Annotated in this window: 15 protein-coding genes and 1 tRNA gene; 8 read left to right on the plus strand and 8 right to left on the minus strand. The window is 43.3% G+C overall.

What is annotated here, in order from left to right; all coding sequences use genetic code 11:
• Positions 1 to 16: 16 nt before the first annotated feature.
• The 4 genes from BUB08_RS07505 to BUB08_RS07520 all read left to right on the plus strand — a co-directional run bounded on the left by BUB08_RS07505 (position 17) and on the right by BUB08_RS07520 (position 2,975).
• Positions 17 to 391 (plus strand): LiaF transmembrane domain-containing protein, encoded by a 375-nt coding sequence (locus BUB08_RS07505; RefSeq protein ID WP_073000378.1) that lies wholly within the window; start codon positions 17 to 19, stop codon positions 389 to 391.
• Positions 392 to 460: 69 nt separating this feature from the next.
• On the plus strand, positions 461 to 1,171 hold the full coding sequence (locus BUB08_RS07510; protein WP_073000380.1) for a LiaF transmembrane domain-containing protein: 711 nt from the start codon (positions 461 to 463) through the stop codon (positions 1,169 to 1,171).
• 1 nt (position 1,172) lies between these two features.
• The gene (locus tag BUB08_RS07515) at positions 1,173 to 2,219 is read left to right on the plus strand and encodes a sensor histidine kinase (protein ID WP_073000382.1); all 1,047 of its coding nucleotides are present in this window, start codon (positions 1,173 to 1,175) and stop codon (positions 2,217 to 2,219) included.
• A 6-nt stretch (positions 2,220 to 2,225) separates the two neighbouring features.
• The gene (locus BUB08_RS07520; RefSeq protein ID WP_073000384.1) at positions 2,226 to 2,975 is read left to right on the plus strand and encodes a LytR/AlgR family response regulator transcription factor; all 750 of its coding nucleotides are present in this window, start codon (positions 2,226 to 2,228) and stop codon (positions 2,973 to 2,975) included.
• Here the strand turns inward: BUB08_RS07520 and BUB08_RS07525 are convergent.
• The gene (locus tag BUB08_RS07525; RefSeq protein ID WP_073000385.1) at positions 2,965 to 3,879 is read right to left on the minus strand and encodes a carbohydrate kinase family protein; all 915 of its coding nucleotides are present in this window, start codon (positions 3,877 to 3,879) and stop codon (positions 2,965 to 2,967) included. The genes BUB08_RS07520 and BUB08_RS07525 overlap by 11 nt on opposite strands.
• A gap of 114 nt (positions 3,880 to 3,993) precedes the next feature.
• Between BUB08_RS07525 and BUB08_RS07530 the strand changes: the two genes are divergently transcribed.
• Positions 3,994 to 4,069, plus strand: a tRNA-His gene (locus BUB08_RS07530).
• 63 nt (positions 4,070 to 4,132) lie between these two features.
• Here BUB08_RS07530 and BUB08_RS07535 read toward each other — a convergent pair.
• From BUB08_RS07535 to BUB08_RS07545, 3 genes are all read right to left on the minus strand, one after another.
• Entirely contained in the window at positions 4,133 to 5,455 is a 1,323-nt protein-coding gene (locus tag BUB08_RS07535) for an aspartate kinase (RefSeq protein WP_073000386.1), read from the minus strand.
• Between the two features lie 219 nt (positions 5,456 to 5,674).
• On the minus strand, positions 5,675 to 6,574 hold the full coding sequence (locus BUB08_RS07540; RefSeq protein ID WP_073000388.1) for an alpha/beta hydrolase: 900 nt from the start codon (positions 6,572 to 6,574) through the stop codon (positions 5,675 to 5,677).
• 200 nt (positions 6,575 to 6,774) lie between these two features.
• Positions 6,775 to 7,485, minus strand: coding sequence for a GntR family transcriptional regulator (locus BUB08_RS07545; RefSeq protein WP_073000389.1), 711 nt, complete (start codon positions 7,483 to 7,485; stop codon positions 6,775 to 6,777).
• 178 nt (positions 7,486 to 7,663) lie between these two features.
• Here BUB08_RS07545 and BUB08_RS07550 point away from each other — a divergent pair, with 178 nt between their 5' ends.
• Together BUB08_RS07550 and BUB08_RS07555 are read left to right on the plus strand one after the other, a co-directional pair.
• A complete protein-coding gene (locus tag BUB08_RS07550) occupies positions 7,664 to 8,941 on the plus strand; it encodes a dihydrolipoamide acetyltransferase family protein (protein ID WP_073000391.1) in 1,278 nt (425 codons plus the stop codon).
• Between the two features lie 25 nt (positions 8,942 to 8,966).
• On the plus strand, positions 8,967 to 11,435 hold the full coding sequence (locus tag BUB08_RS07555; RefSeq protein WP_073000393.1) for an alpha-ketoacid dehydrogenase subunit alpha/beta: 2,469 nt from the start codon (positions 8,967 to 8,969) through the stop codon (positions 11,433 to 11,435).
• A gap of 147 nt (positions 11,436 to 11,582) precedes the next feature.
• Here the strand turns inward: BUB08_RS07555 and BUB08_RS07560 are convergent, their stop codons facing one another.
• The 3 genes from BUB08_RS07560 to lysS form a co-directional block, all read right to left on the minus strand.
• Complete coding sequence (locus BUB08_RS07560) at positions 11,583 to 11,786, minus strand: transglycosylase (protein WP_073000395.1); 204 nt, start codon at positions 11,784 to 11,786, stop codon at positions 11,583 to 11,585.
• 58 nt (positions 11,787 to 11,844) lie between these two features.
• Positions 11,845 to 12,669 carry a M23 family metallopeptidase gene (locus BUB08_RS07565; protein ID WP_073000397.1) on the minus strand — a complete coding sequence of 275 codons (825 nt, stop codon included), beginning with the start codon at positions 12,667 to 12,669 and terminating at the stop codon, positions 11,845 to 11,847.
• A 151-nt stretch (positions 12,670 to 12,820) separates the two neighbouring features.
• A complete protein-coding gene (gene lysS, locus BUB08_RS07570; RefSeq protein WP_175549970.1) occupies positions 12,821 to 14,530 on the minus strand; it encodes a lysine--tRNA ligase in 1,710 nt (569 codons plus the stop codon).
• A 133-nt stretch (positions 14,531 to 14,663) separates the two neighbouring features.
• Between lysS and recJ the strand changes: the two genes are divergently transcribed.
• Positions 14,664 to 16,388, plus strand: a complete 1,725-nt coding sequence (gene recJ, locus BUB08_RS07575; protein WP_073000872.1) for a single-stranded-DNA-specific exonuclease RecJ — start codon at positions 14,664 to 14,666, stop codon at positions 16,386 to 16,388.
• On the opposite strand, the gene BUB08_RS07580 is transcribed toward recJ, so the two are convergent.
• Positions 16,385 to 17,815 (minus strand): ArnT family glycosyltransferase, encoded by a 1,431-nt coding sequence (locus BUB08_RS07580; protein ID WP_083570642.1) that lies wholly within the window; start codon positions 17,813 to 17,815, stop codon positions 16,385 to 16,387. The genes recJ and BUB08_RS07580 overlap by 4 nt on opposite strands.
• Positions 17,816 to 17,839: the final 24 nt, after the last annotated feature.

Here is a 17,839-nt window from a genome sequence, read left to right on the forward strand (position 1 = left end):
TATAAAGACAGCAACAATGGAGAATGAACAAACAAAGGAAAATTCGCGGTTAACCCTTGCCGTAGTACTAATCATTCTGGGGGTGCTCTGGCTGCTGCATAAACTCGGGTCGGTTTTCGAAGTTATGGGACTCCACCTGAGAAATCTTATTTTACCATTTAAAAGTCTGTTTGTCAACTGGGGAAGTTTTATTTTCTCGTGGCAAATGATATTAATTCTGGTTGGGCTGGTTTTACTGGCAGGCAAACGGTCTTCGGGGCTGGTTTTAATTGTGTTGGGCGGCCTTTTCTTGGCGCCAAAAATTCTTGCATTCCCACACATTTCGCTTACATTTATTCTTCCTGTAATACTAATTGGGGCGGGAGTTGCACTTATTGCCAAACTAATTTAACAAGAATAACAGAATCTATACAAGCAAATTCATCAATCTGATTTCAGATTCTCTAATTACAGAAAAAAGATGGAAAACAAAGGAGTTTCAAACAAACGGGTGTTATTCGGATCATTTCTAATCGTTATTGGAATTTTCTGGATTCTGGTTAAACTGGACCTTATTCCCAATATATGGACCGATGTATTAATATCGTGGCAAATGCTGTTGATTGGCATCGGCGTATTCTCGTTTATTGCCGGCAACCGGACGGCCGGTACAATACTGATGTTTATCGGTGGCTTTTTCCTCATCGACGAGTTGGTTCCAATTCCGTACCAGTTGCGACAAATCGGCTGGCCAATACTAATAATTGGTGTTGGTGTAGCTCTGCTCATAACACACCGTCAGCGCGGGCTTCAACCCCCTGAGGTTGAATCAACGGGCCGTGGGATGGATTATTTCGACGATTTTGTAATATTTGGGGGAAAAGAAATTTTTGTCAATTCAAGAAATTTGCTGGGAGGAAAAATAACATCCATTTTTGGCGGCGCCGAATACGATCTGCGGCAATCCAGCCTTTCGGAAAACGGGGCAGTTATTGACTGCGTTGCAATTTTTGGCGGGAGTGGTTTTAAAGTACCGCCCGACTGGACCGTAAAAAATGAAGTGACCGCAATTTTCGGTGCTTTCACTGACAAACGTAGCGCTTCGGTGCACGACGTAAGTTGCGATCCGGCAAAAACACTTGTAATTAAAGGATTCTGTGCCTTTGGCGGAGTGGAAGTAAAATATCACTAAAATGGACTTCAAACACCCGTTCATCTCCAACTTTCGACTAGCTATTTACTATGTTCTGATTTGGCTGTTGTTTATAGCTGGCAGCGTTTTGCTTAAATGGCTTGCGTACGGATTCGATCCGGGAATGGCAGTCATCGAGGCATTCGCGTTACCATTCACTTTTGGCATTATCGGAGCTTCAATCTGGTACGTCATCAGGTACAGCACGCTGGAAAACTACTCTCCCGGAAGAATCATAATTTCGCACCTTATTGCAGCAACCATAATTGTTTTTATCTGGATGTATCTGGGGGTGGTTATTATAAAACTTCTTCACCCCTACCCCGAACAATGGATAGACAACAATCTGGCGTCCAATATTTTTACCGGATACATTTTGTATCTCACTTTTGTAATTTTCTTTTATGCAGTGAATTATTACCAGGGTTTTAAAGAAAAATTACGAAACGAAGGAAAGCTGAAATCGCTGGTAAAAGAAGCGGAACTGCACGCACTGAAATCTCAAATCAACCCGCATTTTTTATTTAACAGCCTGAATAGTATTTCATCGCTTACCATGACTGATCCGGCAAAGGCTCAGGAAATGGTCATTAATCTTTCTTCGTTGATGCGATATTCGCTTAAACACGATCAGATCGACAAAGTGCCCTTCAGCGAAGAGCTCAACAATAACAAGCTCTACCTGCATATCGAAAAAGTAAGGTTCGGAACAAAACTGAACCCGGTTTTCAACATCGAAAAGGAATGTATGGAAGCCCTAATTCCGAACATGATATTGCAGCCGCTCTATGAAAACGCAATTAAATACGGCGTTTACGAAGCAACCGAACCGGTTGACATTATTACAACAGCAACACTAAAAGACAATGCATTGGAAATTGTAATTACAAACAATTACGATCCTAACTCCATCAGTAAAAAAGGCGAAGGAATCGGGTTACGCAACATTCGCGACCGGCTTCAAATCATTTACAATAATCCGATGCTCATGAAAGTTGAAGACAACAAAAAAGAATTTAAAGTAACTTTAGCTATTCCACAAAAATAAACTGCCATGACAGAAAAAATACGTACCATAATTGTTGAAGACGAAGAACTTGCCCGCAACCTGCTAAAGTCTTTTCTGGAAGATGTGGACAACATTGAACTGATTGCCGAATGCGAAAACGGGTTTGAAGGAGTAAAAGCAATAAACGAAATGAAACCCGACCTGGTTTTTCTGGACATTCAAATGCCAAAAATTACCGGTTTTGAATTGCTGGAACTGCTCGACCACAAACCACATATTATATTCGCCACAGCATACGACCAATATGCGTTAAAAGCATTTGAATACAACGCTGCCGACTACCTGCTAAAACCCTATTCAAAAGACCGGCTGGTTGAAGCAATTGGGAAAGTTGCAGAACGCATAAAAACAGAAGGCTCCGACTCTGATATTGCCGAAAAAGTAAGTGAATATCCGAAGGAAGAACCGCTAGACAGAATTGTGGTAAAAGACCGCTACAAAATACATATCATTCCGGTTGACCAGGTGCGGTACATCGAATCGATGGACGATTATGTGATGATTTACACGCCCGAAAATCGTTACATGAAACAAAAAACAATGAAGTATTTCGAAAACACACTCGATCCCAAAAACTTTGTCAGGATACACCGTTCGTACATTGTAAAAGTGGAAGAGATACAGGAAATACAACAATACGAAAAAGAGTCTTACATCGTAATACTGCACGACAAAACAAAGCTGAAGGTGAGCAAAACCGGGTACAAAAACCTGAAGGACATTCTTAACTTCTAGATCCGCTGTTTTTCGCTATTGCTTTTTCAACATCGCAGGGCAGGTATTCAGGCACGGCGCCGTGTTGCGATGCCACAAACGCTCCTACGCCACAGGCATATTCCAGGGCTTTCTCCGGCGAATTTCCGGCAGACAGCCCAACAATTAAACCTGCCAGAAAGGAGTCTCCGGCACCAACAGTATCCACGGCTGTTACTTCAAAACCAGGGTGCTCAAAAAACACATCATCAATAAAAAGCGCTGCTCCGTTTGCACCGCGGGTTACACAAACAATTGGGCATTTATAGAAATTCGAGAGCCATCCGGCCAGCTCTTGTTCATCGCCTGTTACGCCTCTCCAACCGGCAATTTTCCGCAGTTCTTCGTCATTCAGTTTTGCAAAATCTGTCAGGTACAACATCTCTTCAACAATTTCGCGACTATCAAAAGGCGGGCGGAGATTTACATCCAAAAAACGTTTTCCGGGTGACTGTTCCAAAAACTTCAGCAATGTTTTTTTGGTAGGTTCGCTTCTCAAAGCCAGAGTTCCAAACACGGTTAAATCTGTTTTTGCGGCAAGCTCGCCCAATTCATCGGTGTATTGAATGTTGTCCCAGGCAACGGGCTGACAAATTTCGTAAGTTGCATTTCTTTCCGAATCGAGATGCACCAACACCTTGCTGGTGGGCAACATTTCGTCGGACTGAATAAACGATAAATCCAATCCCGAACGGGCTAAAAACCGACTGAGCTTTTGTCCTTCGGCATCATTTCCAACTGCACTAATCATAAAAGGATTCACTCCATGCCGCTTCAAATGTATGGCAACATTCATTGGAGCGCCGCCCGGTTTTTCTCCGGCAGGCAGCATATCCCACAGAACTTCGCCAAAACAAACGATAGTGTTAAATTTTGCTTCTGCCATAACTTTCAGTCTTTCACCAAAAATAGGCTTTTCCGCCAAAAATCTCCCTTAGAAATTTCCACAATTTGAGAATTGAAACGAATAAAATATTATATTTGCATGCTCAAAATAAATGGTGGTTGTAGCTCAGTTGGTTAGAGCACTGGATTGTGGTTCCAGGGGTCGTGGGTTCAAATCCCATCTACCACCCAAAACAAAAAAAGGCTGTCGCAAAACGACGGCCTTTTTTCTTACCTGAATACCAAACTACTTTCTAATTTCCGTTATTCAATAAGTTTTCACTTAATGCCCGAAGAGTTATCTCCTTGTGCGAATGGGGCACCAAAACAGAAATATTATAGCGGCTTCCGCCATACGAAATCATGCGGATTGGAATTCCGTCGAGCGCATGAAAAACCTTGGAAGCAAAACCCCGTTCTTCTGCAATAATATTCCCCACAATACAAATAATGGTCATATTTTCGTCCACTTCCACCGTTCCAAATTCGTCGAGATCGTGCTTAATCCTTTTCAGATGATCTGTATTGTCAATGGTTAACGAAACAGCTACTTCCGAAGTGGAAATCATGTCAATCGGAGTTTTATACTTTTCGAAAACGCGAAAAACGCTCTTCAGAAAACCATACGCCATAAGCATCCTGTCAGAACGAATTTTTATGGCTGTAATTCCGTCCTTTGCGGCAACAGCTTTAATTCCTGTGCCTGTCGATTCAGATGTAATAAGAGTTCCGCTATCAGAAGGATTCAATGTATTTTTCAACCTCACCGGGATATCATGTACTCTTGCCGGAAAAACAGTTTGAGGATGCAGAATTTTCGCACCGAAGTAAGCCAGCTCAGCCGCTTCATAAAACGAAAGCTGCTCAATTTTCTGCGTATTTTCAACAAAACGCGGGTCATTATTATGAAAGCCGTCGATGTCTGTCCAAATCTGAATTTCATCAACATCCAAAGCAGCGCCAATTAACGATGCAGTATAGTCACTTCCGCCTCGCTGCAGGTTGTCGATTTCATCTTTGGCATTCCGACAGATAAATCCCTGCGTAACGTAATATTGTGCTGCACCAACCTCCTTCAGCACGCGCTCTGCGTTCTCCCTGATGTAATGCGAGTCTGCTGCTTTTTCCTCGTCAATACGCATAAAATCAAGTGCCGGAAGCAATTTTGCATCGTGGCCGTTCTCAAGCATCAAAAGAGTAAACAACTGAGTAGACATCAGTTCTCCCTGAGCTACAATGGTATTTTCGCCCACATGCGAGAATCTTCCTGAAGTGAATGATTTTATGGTATTAAATGACGAACGAATAACCTTCAATCCTTTTTTAACATTTTCCTCGTTTTCAAAAAGCTCCTTAACCACCTTTTTATAAGTTGCTTCAAGTTGCCCAATTGAAACACTGGCTGTCTCGCGGTTCTTTTTCCAAAGCAATCCGGCAATATCAACCAACGCATTTGTAGTACCCGACATGGCCGAAAGCACTACAATTTTCTGCTCTCCATCGGTAATTATTTTCATCACAGCCCGCATATTTTCGGGCGACCCTACCGATGTTCCGCCAAACTTTAAAACCTTCATATTCAAAATGCTTTTAATCTGTTTCTTAACTGCAAAGATGTGTATTTTTCAGGCAAATAAGCAGTGCGAATTCATCAAAAAAATCACATTTTTAGTATCGAACCCTAAGAACAACATCAAAAATAATTAACATTCAGAAGGTTAATGCAAACAAAACTTTTTGCATCCTGTTTTTTGTTTGTAAAAAAATTTGAAAATCTATTCGTTTGATATGAATATTTATTCAAAAAACTTCTCCATAAAGAAGTCAACCAAATCTTTTCCGGAAGGATCGACAATACCAATTTCAGGAGCATAAACAATGGCTTCCAACCCCACGGCGTCTGCCTTTTCTTTTATGGCTTTTGCGTGCAACGGATGATGATTCAGTTCATCCTCGTTTGTTGGAATTCCGCTTTTGTGCCTGTTATAAACAAAAATGGGAGGGTCGCTTTTATCCATCCGGCTCAGGAAATCCAAATCTTTCCTGATTTCTTTCTGATTATACAAATCAACGCCGTTAAAGTCTTTCAGACCGAATGCCGTTGCAATGTTCCAAAGCTGTTCAGGTGTGTCGGATATGGGAATGCCAATTATTTTTTCCCATTGAAAAATATCGTAGGTCGATTGGGTTGCAAACGCACCGGCGCAAGTCAACCGGGAGGATTCCCTAAGTACAGGGTCTTCGTTCTGAGGATCGGCCATGTCGTCTGAAAAAGCAAGCCATAAAGCAGTGCCGGCACCGGCTGAGCCACCTGAGCAGGCAATCCGGGTTTTATCAATATTGTATTTTTTGGCGTTGTGCCGAATGTATTGCAAACACCTTTTTGAGTCAAAAAAACTGGCCTTAATTCCGAAAGGAGCGTCGGTCATAAACCGGTAGTTAATGGTTGCAACAGAAACTCCGGCGGCAAGAAAACGAACCATATCTTCCGATTCGAAATACTTTGACTTGTCGCCGCCAACAAATCCGCCACCATGAATATATATAACAAGCGGAGTAGGAACCTCCGACTCAGCCAGCCAAATATCAAATACATTCAACGGATGGCTTCCGTATTTCTCGTTCTCAAAAGTAGCCCTCTCTCCCTTTATGTTTACCGGTTCTTTTTTCTCGGCCAAATCAACAATGTTTCCCAAAGCTTACTTGTTTCATTTAACGTTTAATGACGTTGTTTCCCATGTTACGCCGTTCAATTGCAAGTCGTTCCCTGTAATTTGGGAACAAAAATTCCGGCAAAAGTAGAATTTAATAAAAAGAGACAAAAATTTTTATTGAAAAAATTGTCGGTTAAACCATTAAGAATGCAGTTTCTCCAAATTTTGAGCGCTAAAAAAAGTCAGAAGTTTCCGAAAATGGTATGTTTTTCCGAATTGAAATAAATGGTAGAATAAATATTGAACCCCTCTTTATTGGTATTCAGTTTTCGCTCGATGTAAAGCACCGGCTGCCCGCTTTTCAAACGAAGTATATTTTTAATACGCGCGTCGGGAACAATTGCCTTTAACTGCTGCTCGCCACCCAAAACATTCACCTGGTAATGTTTGCGCAAAACTTCAAAAAGCGATTTATTCTCTAACGAACGGTTTGTAAAACGCGGAAGATTAATGTTCGGAAGACGGTTAATGTCGTAAAACACAGGCTGCCCGTCTACATACCGCAGCCGCTCCATATAAATACACCCCGACTCCGATTCCGGCTCCGACAGGTCAAACGGAAACATATCCGGCCACTTTCTCAACTCCGGCTTCTGTAGGATGTCGGTTCTCAAATAACGCACCCCAATTGCAGAAGCAGTACCTGAAATCGACAAAATCCCGATATTCTGCGGCGGCTTTCGCACAATACTTCCTTTGCCCTGCTTCTTTAAAATAAGGCCTTCGTTCACCAGCGTATCCAACGCATGACGAACGGTTGGTCGGGTCATTCCGTGCAAAGCACACAACTCATTCTCTGAGGGCAACAAATCCCCTTCTTCATAAACACCTGAAACGATATGCTTACGAAGCAGCTCGTATAACTTCCGGTATTGCGGCACGTTTTCATTCATACCCCAAAAATAAAAATTTTATTAAAACAAATAAAGCAACTTGTATTTACAAGTTATTCTTCATATTTTTACAGCTCTCTTAATAATATCGGCTGTAATACCTTATTATTAAAGGGAATTAAAAAATCTAAGTAAACGAATTTGTAACAATAGGTCAAACAAAATAATTTAAGAAAAAATGGCAACACCTGTAATGATGCCCCGCCAGGGCCAGTCCGTTGAATCCTGTATTATGGGACAATGGTACAAATCGGTTGGCGAGGAAGTAAAAGAGGGCGATCTGCTTTTCTCTTACGAAACCGACAAAGCCTCATTTGAAGAAGAAGCCAAAGAAGAGGGAACTCTTTTGGCTGTATTTTTTGAAGAAGGCGAAGAAGTTCCTGTACTTACCAACGTGGCGGTTATTGGAAAAGCGGGAGAACCGGTTGACGAATATGCTCCCGGAAGCGAAGCAGCTACGGCAGCGCAGGAGGAAACTAAAACTGAACAAAAAGAAGAGTCGCCCAACGTAGTTGAATTCGACGTGGAAGAGAACGAATCCGGAAAACGAGTTCGCATTTCGCCCCTGGCCAAAAATATGGCAGAAAAAATGGGAATAGATATTCAGTCGATAAAAGGCTCGGGACCGCGTGGCCGAATTATCGCACGTGATGTTGAATCTGCCGCAAAACCGACCCAGAAGCCCGTTCAAAAACCCACTGAAAAACCGCAGCCTGAAACCAGGGCAGCAGCACCAAAAGCGCAGGTTCTTCAAACCGGAGCCGACTTCGAAGAAAAATCCATTCCCAATATTCGTAAACTGATTGCGACAGCCATGCACCAATCGCTGCAAAACTCGGCGCAACTTACCCACCACCTCAGCGCCGACGCACGACAATTACAAAAGCTGCGCAAAAAATACAAAAAAGCTTATACTGAAGGAACTGTTTCTCAAAACGTGACCATCAACGACCTGGTTTGTTTTGCAGTAATACGCGCGCTGGAAAAATTCCCGCAGGTAAACACACACTACCTGGGCGACAAGATGAAATGGTTCAAAAAGGTACATTTAGGACTTGCTGTTGACACCGACCGCGGGCTGATGGTTCCGACGTTGCAAAATGCAGACGACCTCTCGATTACCGGACTTTCATTTCAACTGCAACAACTGGCAACACAAGCCCGCAGCGGAAATGTAAATCCCGATCTGTTAAGCCCTGCCGCAGCATCGTTCACTGTTTCTAACCTGGGAAATTACGGAGTAGAAGTATTTACCCCGGTCATAAACCTACCACAAACTGCTATTTTGGGTGTCTGCACCATTGTGCCTCGCCCCAAGGAAATTGAAAACGGCGTTTATGCTTTCGTTCCAATGATTGGGCTTTCGCTCACATATAACCACCAGGCCCTCGACGGAGGCGAAGCCACCCGGTTTCTTGCAGAAATTAAAAATCAGATTGAAAACCTGTCAGTTTAACGTTTAAATTTTAAAACTTACAATCATGCCTAAGAATCAATTCATAAATCCCGACGAAGTCAGGAAACCCAAGCAGATAGAATTTTCCCCCATCCCAATAAACCAATACAATAAATCAATTGAAGAGGAGAGAGAGAACTTCTCCAAAGAAGAGATGCTCCATATTTTTAATGATATGGTCGTCATCCGGGAATTTGAAACCATGCTGAACCTCATCAAAACCCGTGGCGAATACAACGGAATTCCATACAACCACCCCGGTCCGGCTCACCTTTCCATCGGACAGGAAGCCGCAGCAGTTGGCATGGCGTACACTCTCGATGTTGACGACTTTATTTTCGGATCGCACCGCAGCCATGGCGAAATTCTTGCTAAAGGATTGTCGGCCATTGCCAAGCTCGACGATAAAGCGCTGGAAAGTATTATGGAGAAACATTTTGACGGAGTCACCCTCGCTCCTGTAAAAGCCGGCCACACCGGCACTACCAAAGAGCTGGCAATAAAATTCCTGTTATACGGAACGCTTGCCGAAATCTTCGCCCGCAAAACCGGATTCAATAAAGGATTAGGCGGCTCCATGCACGCATTTTTCACTCCGTTTGGCGTTTATCCGAACAACGCGATTGTTGGTGGTTCGGGAGATATTTCAGTGGGTGCAGCTTTGTACAAAAAAGTGAATCGTAAAAAAGGAATCGTTGTAGCCAACATCGGTGATGCTTCCATGGCTTGCGGCCCGGTGTGGGAAGGACTTACATTTGCCACCATGGACCAATTCACCGAATTGTGGGAAGACGACATGAAAGGCGGGCTGCCGCTAATCATTAACATTATGAATAACCAGTACGGAATGGGCGGCCAGACTTGTGGCGAAACCATGGGATACGAAGTAGCCGCACGAATTGGCGCCGGGCTCAACAAAGACCAAATGCACGCAGAGCGCGTAGATGGCTATAATCCGCTGGCGGTTATCGATGCTTATCGTCGCAAAAGGAAAATACTGGAAGAAAAACGCGGCCCTGTTCTGCTGGATGTACTGACTTATCGCTACAGCGGGCACTCTCCTTCCGATGCTTCGTCGTACCGCTCAAAAGAGGAAGTGGAAGCCTGGGAAAGCCAGGACTCTATCGTGTGGTTTGGAAATGAACTGGAAAAAGCCGGGATTGCCACAAAAGACGAGCTGGAAAAAATAAAAGCCAACACTACAACGCTCATCTCTTCTACATTAAAACTGGCCATTGACGATGAAGTTTCGCCTCACATGGATATGAAAAAATATCCGGATCTTATTGGAGAAATGATGTTCAGTAACCAGTCGGTTGAAAAAATGGAAGACCGGGAACCAGAAGTAAATCATCCGCTGGAAAAAAATCCCCGGGTAAAACAAATTGCCAACAAAGAACGGTTCATGTTTGATAAAAACGGAAAACCGTTTTCAAAAATAAAAACCTACGCTCTGCGCGACGGCATATTCGAAGCCATCGCCGACCGGTTTTACAAAGATCCGACACTGATTGCTTACGGCGAAGAAAACCGCGACTGGGGCGGCGCGTTTGCAGTTTACCGTGGCCTTACCGAAGCCCTGCCCTACCACCGGCTGTTCAACTCTCCCATTTCTGAAGGGGCAATTGTTGGAACAGCCATTGGCTACGCCATGTGCGGCGGACGGGTTATTCCGGAAATAATGTATTGCGATTTTCTGGGGCGTGCCGGCGACGAAGTGTTTAACCAACTTCCGAAATGGCAGGCAATGAGCGGAAATGTTTTAAAAATGCCGGTGGTAATACGCGTTTCGGTGGGTTCAAAATACGGGGCACAACACTCGCAGGACTGGACAGCACTGGCGGCTCACATTCCCGGATTGAAGGTTGTTTTCCCCGCAACGCCATACGATGCCAAAGGATTAATGAATGCGGCACTGCAGGGAACAGACCCGGTTGTTTTCTTCGAAAGCCAGCGCATTTACGACATTGGTGAAATGTTTCACGAAGGCGGAGTTCCGGAAGGCTACTACGAAATACAGATGGGAGAACCCGATATTAAAAAGGAAGGTAACGAAATAACCATTCTCTCTATTGGAGCAACGCTTTACCGCGCACTGGATGCCGCTAAAATTCTGGAAGAGAAACACAATATTTCGGCAGAAGTTATTGATGCACGTTCGCTGGTTCCGTTTAATTACGACATGGTAATTGAATCCATCAAAAAAACAGGCAGGATTGTAATTACCGGCGATGCCTCGGCGCGCGGTTCGTTCATGCGCGATTTAGCTTCAAACATTACCGAACTTGCATTCGATTACCTGGATGCCCCGCCGGTAGTAGTTGGCTCACGCAACTGGATAACTCCTGCTCACGAACTGGAAGACTATTTCTTCCCACAACCGGAATGGATTGTAGATGCCATTCACGAACGCATTCTTCCGCTCCCGGGGCACAATCCCGAAAACGATTTTACGGAAGAAGAACAATTAAACAGAAATGCAAAAGGAATTTAAATAGAAAGGCTGCCCTTCCTCTAAAGGAACACTTTTAAACCACACAACCAGAATGTCATAACATTCAAATGTATTCAGCAGGTGTTTTTTTCATCTGCTGAATCTTTTTTTTAGCCGCCGAAAAATCGAACAAACTTGCAATCCCGCTCAACGTTTTTTCCGTATCAGAGCCAGAATTATTCCCACAACCGTAACAATTCCACTATAAATCACGGGCTTCCAATCGGCGTTGCTCACAGCAACATCAATTCCCAAAACGTTGAAACTTTCTGATGCCTGCAGTGCTTCATAACCGAAATAGGCCACTCCGGCCAGTCCGATTACAATTAATACAAATCCTACTTTTCTCATTATTTTTTATTGATGATTTCTCTTTGCAATTACTTCGTCAACAGAATTCTACGCCCGGTCAGTACAACTTCAAAACCATCCCCACGCGCAGCACCGAGTTCTCATTTAGATTATTCAGTGCGCACAATGTTTTGATGGAAGTTTTGTACCGACGCGAAATTTTCCACAACGAATCGCCACTTCTTACTTTGTAATGTTGTGGTGTTGCTTCATTAACCGAATAACCGGCCGGAGTCAGCGCCCGGTGTAGTTCCGTTAGATTATATGCCGACTGCGTTTCGTTCCGCACTTTTCCGTTTTCAAAATCGAAAACCAGCTCAGGATTAAAAGCTCTTTTCCCCTCCCTGATTTCGAAATGCAAATGATTGGTGGTAGCTCTCCCTGTTCTTCCTGCCAAACCAATCGGCTGGCCTTTCACAACATTGTCACCGGTTTCAACCAGAAAGCCCGACAAATGGGCATAACCTGTTTCGAGGCTGTTCCCGTGGTCAACAACCACCATATTTCCATATCCGTAGTAATATTTTGCCCGGGTAACAGTTCCGTAATAGGCAGCAAATATTGTGTCGCCGCGGTTCATCTTAATATCGGTTCCCGAATGCATTCTACCGTTTCGCGGCCCAAACCTGCTGATTACCTTTCCGTCTGACGGCAAGTAAAACTCACTAAGAATTTTACCCGACGGAATATGCGGCTGAAGAACAAACTGCCCGGGTACAATTTCTGTTTCGGGCGATTCAAACCGCAACGAGTCGAATTCGTTTAATGTCATGGGCATTTCAAACCCCGGAACTATTATAAGAGAATCGGAATTAACGTACTGTGCGTACAAACTAAGTGTACTAAAAAGAAAAAAAATTATTACTGCGATTAATTTCTGCATGCTAAAAAAAAGAAAATTAAGCCATTTGTTTCAAATAACGAATTAACGTTGGGGGTTATTTTTTGTTGAGCCATTAAGTATTAAAAAACTGAAAAGCTCCGGATTGTTCCGAAGCTTTTTCTATGATGTCAACACACTTAATTTCTGCAACCTAATCTATCGCCTGCACCATCAACCCATCCTCTGTTTTTTCCACTTTGGCCAGGTTGTTTTTAGTCAGTCCTTTAATGGCTTTGTCCCACTTTTTATTGCTCAATCCGGACTTTTCTTTCAACTGGTTCAAATCAACCGGAGATTCAGCCTTCAATAATTCCAGCACTAATTTTTCGTCTTCGGTCATTTCCACTTTCTTTTTCTCGGGTTTCATCTGCGGGAAAAAGAGTACATCCTGAATAGACGAACTGTTGGTCATAAACATGGTTAAACGGTCGATGCCAATTCCCATTCCAGAAGTAGGAGGCATGCCGTATTCCAGTGCCCGCAAAAAGTCCTGGTCGATAAACATTGCTTCGTCGTCTCCTTTTTCCGAGAGGCGTAATTGTTCTTCAAAACGCTCGCGCTGGTCAATCGGGTCATTTAATTCGGAGTAGGCATTGGCCAACTCTTTTCCGTTTACCATCAATTCAAAGCGTTCGGTCAGCTCCGGATTATTGCGGTGTTTTTTTGTTAGCGGAGACATTTCAACCGGGTAATCGGTAATGAATGTGGGCTGAATGTAGTTGCCTTCACATTTTTCACCAAAAATCTCGTCAATCAATTTCCCTTTGCCCATGCTGGGGTCTGTTTCAATTCCCAGCTTGTCGCAAATATCCCGCAACTCCTGTTCGCTCTTCCCTGCAATATCGTAACCGGTATGTTCTTTAATCGCCTCAGCCATTGTTACACGGGGGAACGGACGTTTATAATCGATGACATTTTCGCCCAGCTGAACTTTAGTGGTTCCGTGCAGCGCCAGAGCTACCCGTTCACAAATTTCTTCGGTAAAATTCATCATCCATTTGTAATCTTTGTACGCCACATAAATTTCCATTACGGTAAATTCAGGGTTGTGGGTACGGTCCATTCCTTCGTTTCTGAAGTCTTTTGCAAATTCATAAACGCCATCAAAACCACCAACAATCAGGCGTTTCAGATACAGTTCGTTCGCAATTCGCAAATAAAGAGGAATGTTCAACGAATTGTGGTGGGTAACAAACGGACGCGCCGCAGCTCCTCCCGGGATTGGCTGTAAAATAGGAGTTTCTACTTCGAAATACCCGTATTCGTTAAACATTTGCCGCATGGTGTTGATAATTTTTGTGCGTTTAATAAACACATCTTTCACCTGCGGATTTACTATTAAATCGACATAACGCTGACGGTACCTTTGTTCCGGGTCAGTGAATGCGTCGTATGTTTTGCCTTCCTTTTCTTTTACAGCGGGCAGAGGCCGAAGTGATTTATTCAGCACAGTGAAATTTTTTACGTGGATCGTAATTTCACCCATGTGCGTAATAAAAACAAAACCTTCTACTCCAATGATATCACCGCGGTCGAGCAGTTTTTTGAACACCTCGTTATACAAAGTTTTATCGTCGCCCGGACAAATCTCGTCGCGATTAACATAAATCTGGATGCGCCCTTCGTGATCCTGCAGCTCACCAAAAGAAGCCTTGCCCATAATCCGCCGGTTCATAATTCGTCCGGCCAGGCAAACTTCCTGAAAGTTATTCTTTTCTTCGCTATACTGCTCCTTGATTTCGCGAGAAGTCGCGTTTACTTTGTACTCGGCTGCCGGATAAGGATCGATACCCAAATCACGCAATTTTTGCAACGACTCTCTCCGTATAATTTCCTGTTCGCTTAATTCCAAGTGATTCATTTTTTGCTTCAAAAAAAATTTCAGCAAAGATAATAAAAGATGCGGGTTTCGTTTTCAGAATCTATAGTTCAACCTTAAATCAGATGCATTTGTTATCTTTGCAAATCGGGCTATGGAAAAACAAAACGTACGCATGGAAAAAATATGGGATCTAAAAAAGCAGGGCGATCCGAATGAAATAAAGCACCTGTCGGCAGCGCTGAACGTGAACATGACCATCGCGCAACTACTGGTTCAAAGGGGAATAACTACATTTAACGAAGCAAAATCTTTTTTCCGGCCGCGGCTCAGCGACCTTCACGATCCATTTCTGATGAAAGACATGGACAAAGCAGTTGACCGCCTCGAACAGGCTATCGCAAATCAGGAAAAAGTAATGGTTTACGGCGATTACGACGTGGACGGAACAACATCGGTGGCCTTGATGTACACTTTTCTCAGAAACCGAATCGAACAAATTGAGTATTACATACCCGACCGTTACAGCGAAGGTTACGGGATTTCTCCCAAAAGCATTAATTACGCCGAAACAAACGGATTCTCATTAATAATTGCACTGGATTGCGGAATAAAAGCCGTAGACAAAATTTCTGATGCACGGCAGCGCGGACTCGATTTTATTATCTGCGATCATCATAATCCGGACGAACAGGTTCCTCCGGCAGTAGCAGTACTCGACGCCAAGCAGCCCGACTGTAAATATCCTTACAAAGAATTGTCGGGATGTGGCGTGGGATTTAAACTTCTGCAGGCTTACTGCCAAAAAAATGCAGTTGAGCTGGAAGAAATTTACGATTTACTCGATCTGGTAGTGGTTAGTATTGCTTCGGATATTGTTCCGATTACCGGAGAAAACAGGGTGCTGGCCTATTACGGGTTGAAGAAACTAAATTCAAACCCGGGAATGGGGTTGCAAACCATTATTAACCTGGCAGGAATTAACGGCACCGAAATTACCATTAGCGATATCGTTTTTAAGATTGGCCCGCGCCTGAATGCTTCGGGACGAATTGAACACGGGAAAAAGTCTGTACAGATTTTAGTTTCAAACGACGAAGATAAATCAGACATTCTGGGCGAAGAAATTGATTCGTTCAACGAAATCAGAAAAACCCTAGACCGCGACATTACACAAGATGCGCTGGACATGATTGAAAATGATCCTCACATGAAAAACATGAACAGCACGGTGTTGTACAACCGCGACTGGCACAAAGGAGTTGTGGGGATTGTTGCATCGCGGGTAACCGAACAATTTTACCGACCCACTATTATTTTAACCGAATCGAACGGATTGGCAACGGGTTCGGCACGCTCGGTAAAAGATTTTGATTTGTACGAAGCCATCGGGAAGTGCAGCGACTTGCTGGATTCATACGGCGGGCACATGTTTGCCGCGGGTCTGACCATGAAAATTGAAAACATTCCGGAGTTTAGACGGAGGTTTGAAGAAATTGTCACCAGCCAGTTAACCGACCATTCGCAAACGCAAACCATTGATGTTGACGCAAAAATTACGCTGAGTGAAATTACTCCACGGTTTTACCGGATACTAAAACAGTTTGCTCCGTTTGGGCCACATAACATGACCCCGGTTTTTGTTACCGAAGATGTTTTTGATGCAGGCACCAGCCGTTTGGTAGGGAAAAACCAGGAGCACCTGAAACTCGATCTGGTTGAGCCGGATGTAAACTCGGGCATTTTCCCCGGAATTGCATTCAACCAGTCAGACAAATTCAACTTAATTACTTCGGGATTGCCTTTTGACGTTTGCTATTCGATTACCGAAAACGAATACCGGGGAAAAACAAGTTTACAGCTGTTTATCAGGGACATCAAAAAACGGGATATTTTCTAATTCCGGCAATACAGACTGATTCTCCCCTTCTTAAATTTCTTCACCAGCCTGTACTTTGATTTCATTAGTTTGATAACCTTTGGGTTGTCTTTTTCCAATGTAACGAAATCAGGTTCAGTACTCATTATCCGGGCTAGCTCTTTGTCCACGTTAATCTCAAACGCCTTGTGCGTTTTCGTAAAAATAAGGTTGGGATGAATGTATTTTGTCGGGCTGTCTTCATCGAGCAAGTAATAAATAATCTGCTCGTAATTACCCACGTAAATATCTTCCCCCGGATCAAGTTCCTGCTTAATTGCAGCAGCGACTTCACGCGGATAGTCTGGTTCCATCAATTCACTTTTGAAACCGACAATCTGGATTACAACAACAGCCAAAAACAGCAATGCCCATCCGGTTCTTCCTGTAAACACGGCTGAAGTGTAACGATCAATTTTGAATTCAGAGTGAAAAAACAGCCCGGCAATAAGGCTTAGCGGCAACATTAACTGAATGGTATAATGGCTAAACTCTTTGCCCGGCAGGTAAATGGCAATTAGTATGCAAATGACCCACGTAACAAAGAACCATTTCTGCTCCTTTTTCAGAATATTACTTCGCTTAAACAGCACATAAAAAAGGAAAAAAGAGATGGGCAGGAATTTCCCGATAAAATCAGCCAGCATTGTTCCGCACCTCACCATAGACGGATTACTTCCGTAATTGCCGGGCAATTCGTAAGTCACATAAAAAAAATCATGCGCCGGATTTTTCAACCAGAAAAAAAGATTCAACAACCCAAACGGAAGAAGAAAAGCCAGTCCTGCGCCAACGTATCTTCCCCAAAACCCGGGGCGTTTTACTATTTGGGAATTCCGCACAATGTCGAAAACAAAAAAAAACGCCATAAAAGCGATCAGGTCAAATAAAACAAGGTATTTTATAATGAATCCGATTCCCATAATCAGCCCGCCAAAAACCCACGTTTTTAATTTGGGCTGAAGAAAAAGCAATAATGTGCTGATTGTAGTCAGGTTAAAGAGCAACTCGGTGTTGGGCGAAAGGCCGTGGTACACCCAGATTGAGGTATAAAAAATGTAAATCAACCCGGCTGCAAAAGCGGCGTTCCAATTTTTAAAAAGCAATTGTGAAACTTTAGTTAGAAGGTAGGCGGTAATTCCAACCACCAACGCAAAAGCAAACCTTTTCAGAAAAATGGATCCGCCAACCAGAAACTCCAAGGCAGCGTAAAAAAGGAAAATACCGGCAGGCTTGGTGTCAGTAACATCGGTATACAGTTCTTTTCCCTGCAAAATTTCACGACCAATAATCAGATAAGTCGATTCATCGTGATCAAGCACACTGGGGAAAAAACTAAAAAGACGCAATAAAACAGACAAGCCCATAAAGATCAGGACCGCGTACTTTTTAAAAAAAGTAGTCTTCATATTTCAAATCAGTCGATATTTATT

The sequence above is a fragment of the Mariniphaga anaerophila genome, assembly GCF_900129025.1.
Taxonomy (GTDB): domain Bacteria; phylum Bacteroidota; class Bacteroidia; order Bacteroidales; family Prolixibacteraceae; genus Mariniphaga; species Mariniphaga anaerophila.

Excerpts from the sequence above, each read along its gene's own strand:
- BUB08_RS07505 (WP_073000378.1), top strand. The coding sequence starts at position 17 with ATGGAGAATGAACAAACAAAGGAAAATTCGCGGTTAACCCTTGCCGTA.
- BUB08_RS07510 (WP_073000380.1), top strand. The coding sequence starts at position 461 with ATGGAAAACAAAGGAGTTTCAAACAAACGGGTGTTATTCGGATCATTT.
- BUB08_RS07515 (WP_073000382.1), top strand. The coding sequence starts at position 1,173 with ATGGACTTCAAACACCCGTTCATCTCCAACTTTCGACTAGCTATTTAC.
- BUB08_RS07520 (WP_073000384.1), top strand. The coding sequence starts at position 2,226 with ATGACAGAAAAAATACGTACCATAATTGTTGAAGACGAAGAACTTGCC.
- BUB08_RS07525 (WP_073000385.1), bottom strand. The coding sequence starts at position 3,879 with ATGGCAGAAGCAAAATTTAACACTATCGTTTGTTTTGGCGAAGTTCTG.
- BUB08_RS07535 (WP_073000386.1), bottom strand. The coding sequence starts at position 5,455 with ATGAAGGTTTTAAAGTTTGGCGGAACATCGGTAGGGTCGCCCGAAAAT.
- BUB08_RS07545 (WP_073000389.1), bottom strand. The coding sequence starts at position 7,485 with ATGAATGAAAACGTGCCGCAATACCGGAAGTTATACGAGCTGCTTCGT.
- BUB08_RS07550 (WP_073000391.1), top strand. The coding sequence starts at position 7,664 with ATGGCAACACCTGTAATGATGCCCCGCCAGGGCCAGTCCGTTGAATCC.
- BUB08_RS07555 (WP_073000393.1), top strand. The coding sequence starts at position 8,967 with ATGCCTAAGAATCAATTCATAAATCCCGACGAAGTCAGGAAACCCAAG.
- BUB08_RS07560 (WP_073000395.1), bottom strand. The coding sequence starts at position 11,786 with ATGAGAAAAGTAGGATTTGTATTAATTGTAATCGGACTGGCCGGAGTG.
- BUB08_RS07565 (WP_073000397.1), bottom strand. The coding sequence starts at position 12,669 with ATGCAGAAATTAATCGCAGTAATAATTTTTTTTCTTTTTAGTACACTT.
- lysS (WP_175549970.1), bottom strand. The coding sequence starts at position 14,530 with ATGAATCACTTGGAATTAAGCGAACAGGAAATTATACGGAGAGAGTCG.
- recJ (WP_073000872.1), top strand. The coding sequence starts at position 14,664 with ATGGAAAAAATATGGGATCTAAAAAAGCAGGGCGATCCGAATGAAATA.
- BUB08_RS07580 (WP_083570642.1), bottom strand. The coding sequence starts at position 17,815 with ATGAAGACTACTTTTTTTAAAAAGTACGCGGTCCTGATCTTTATGGGC.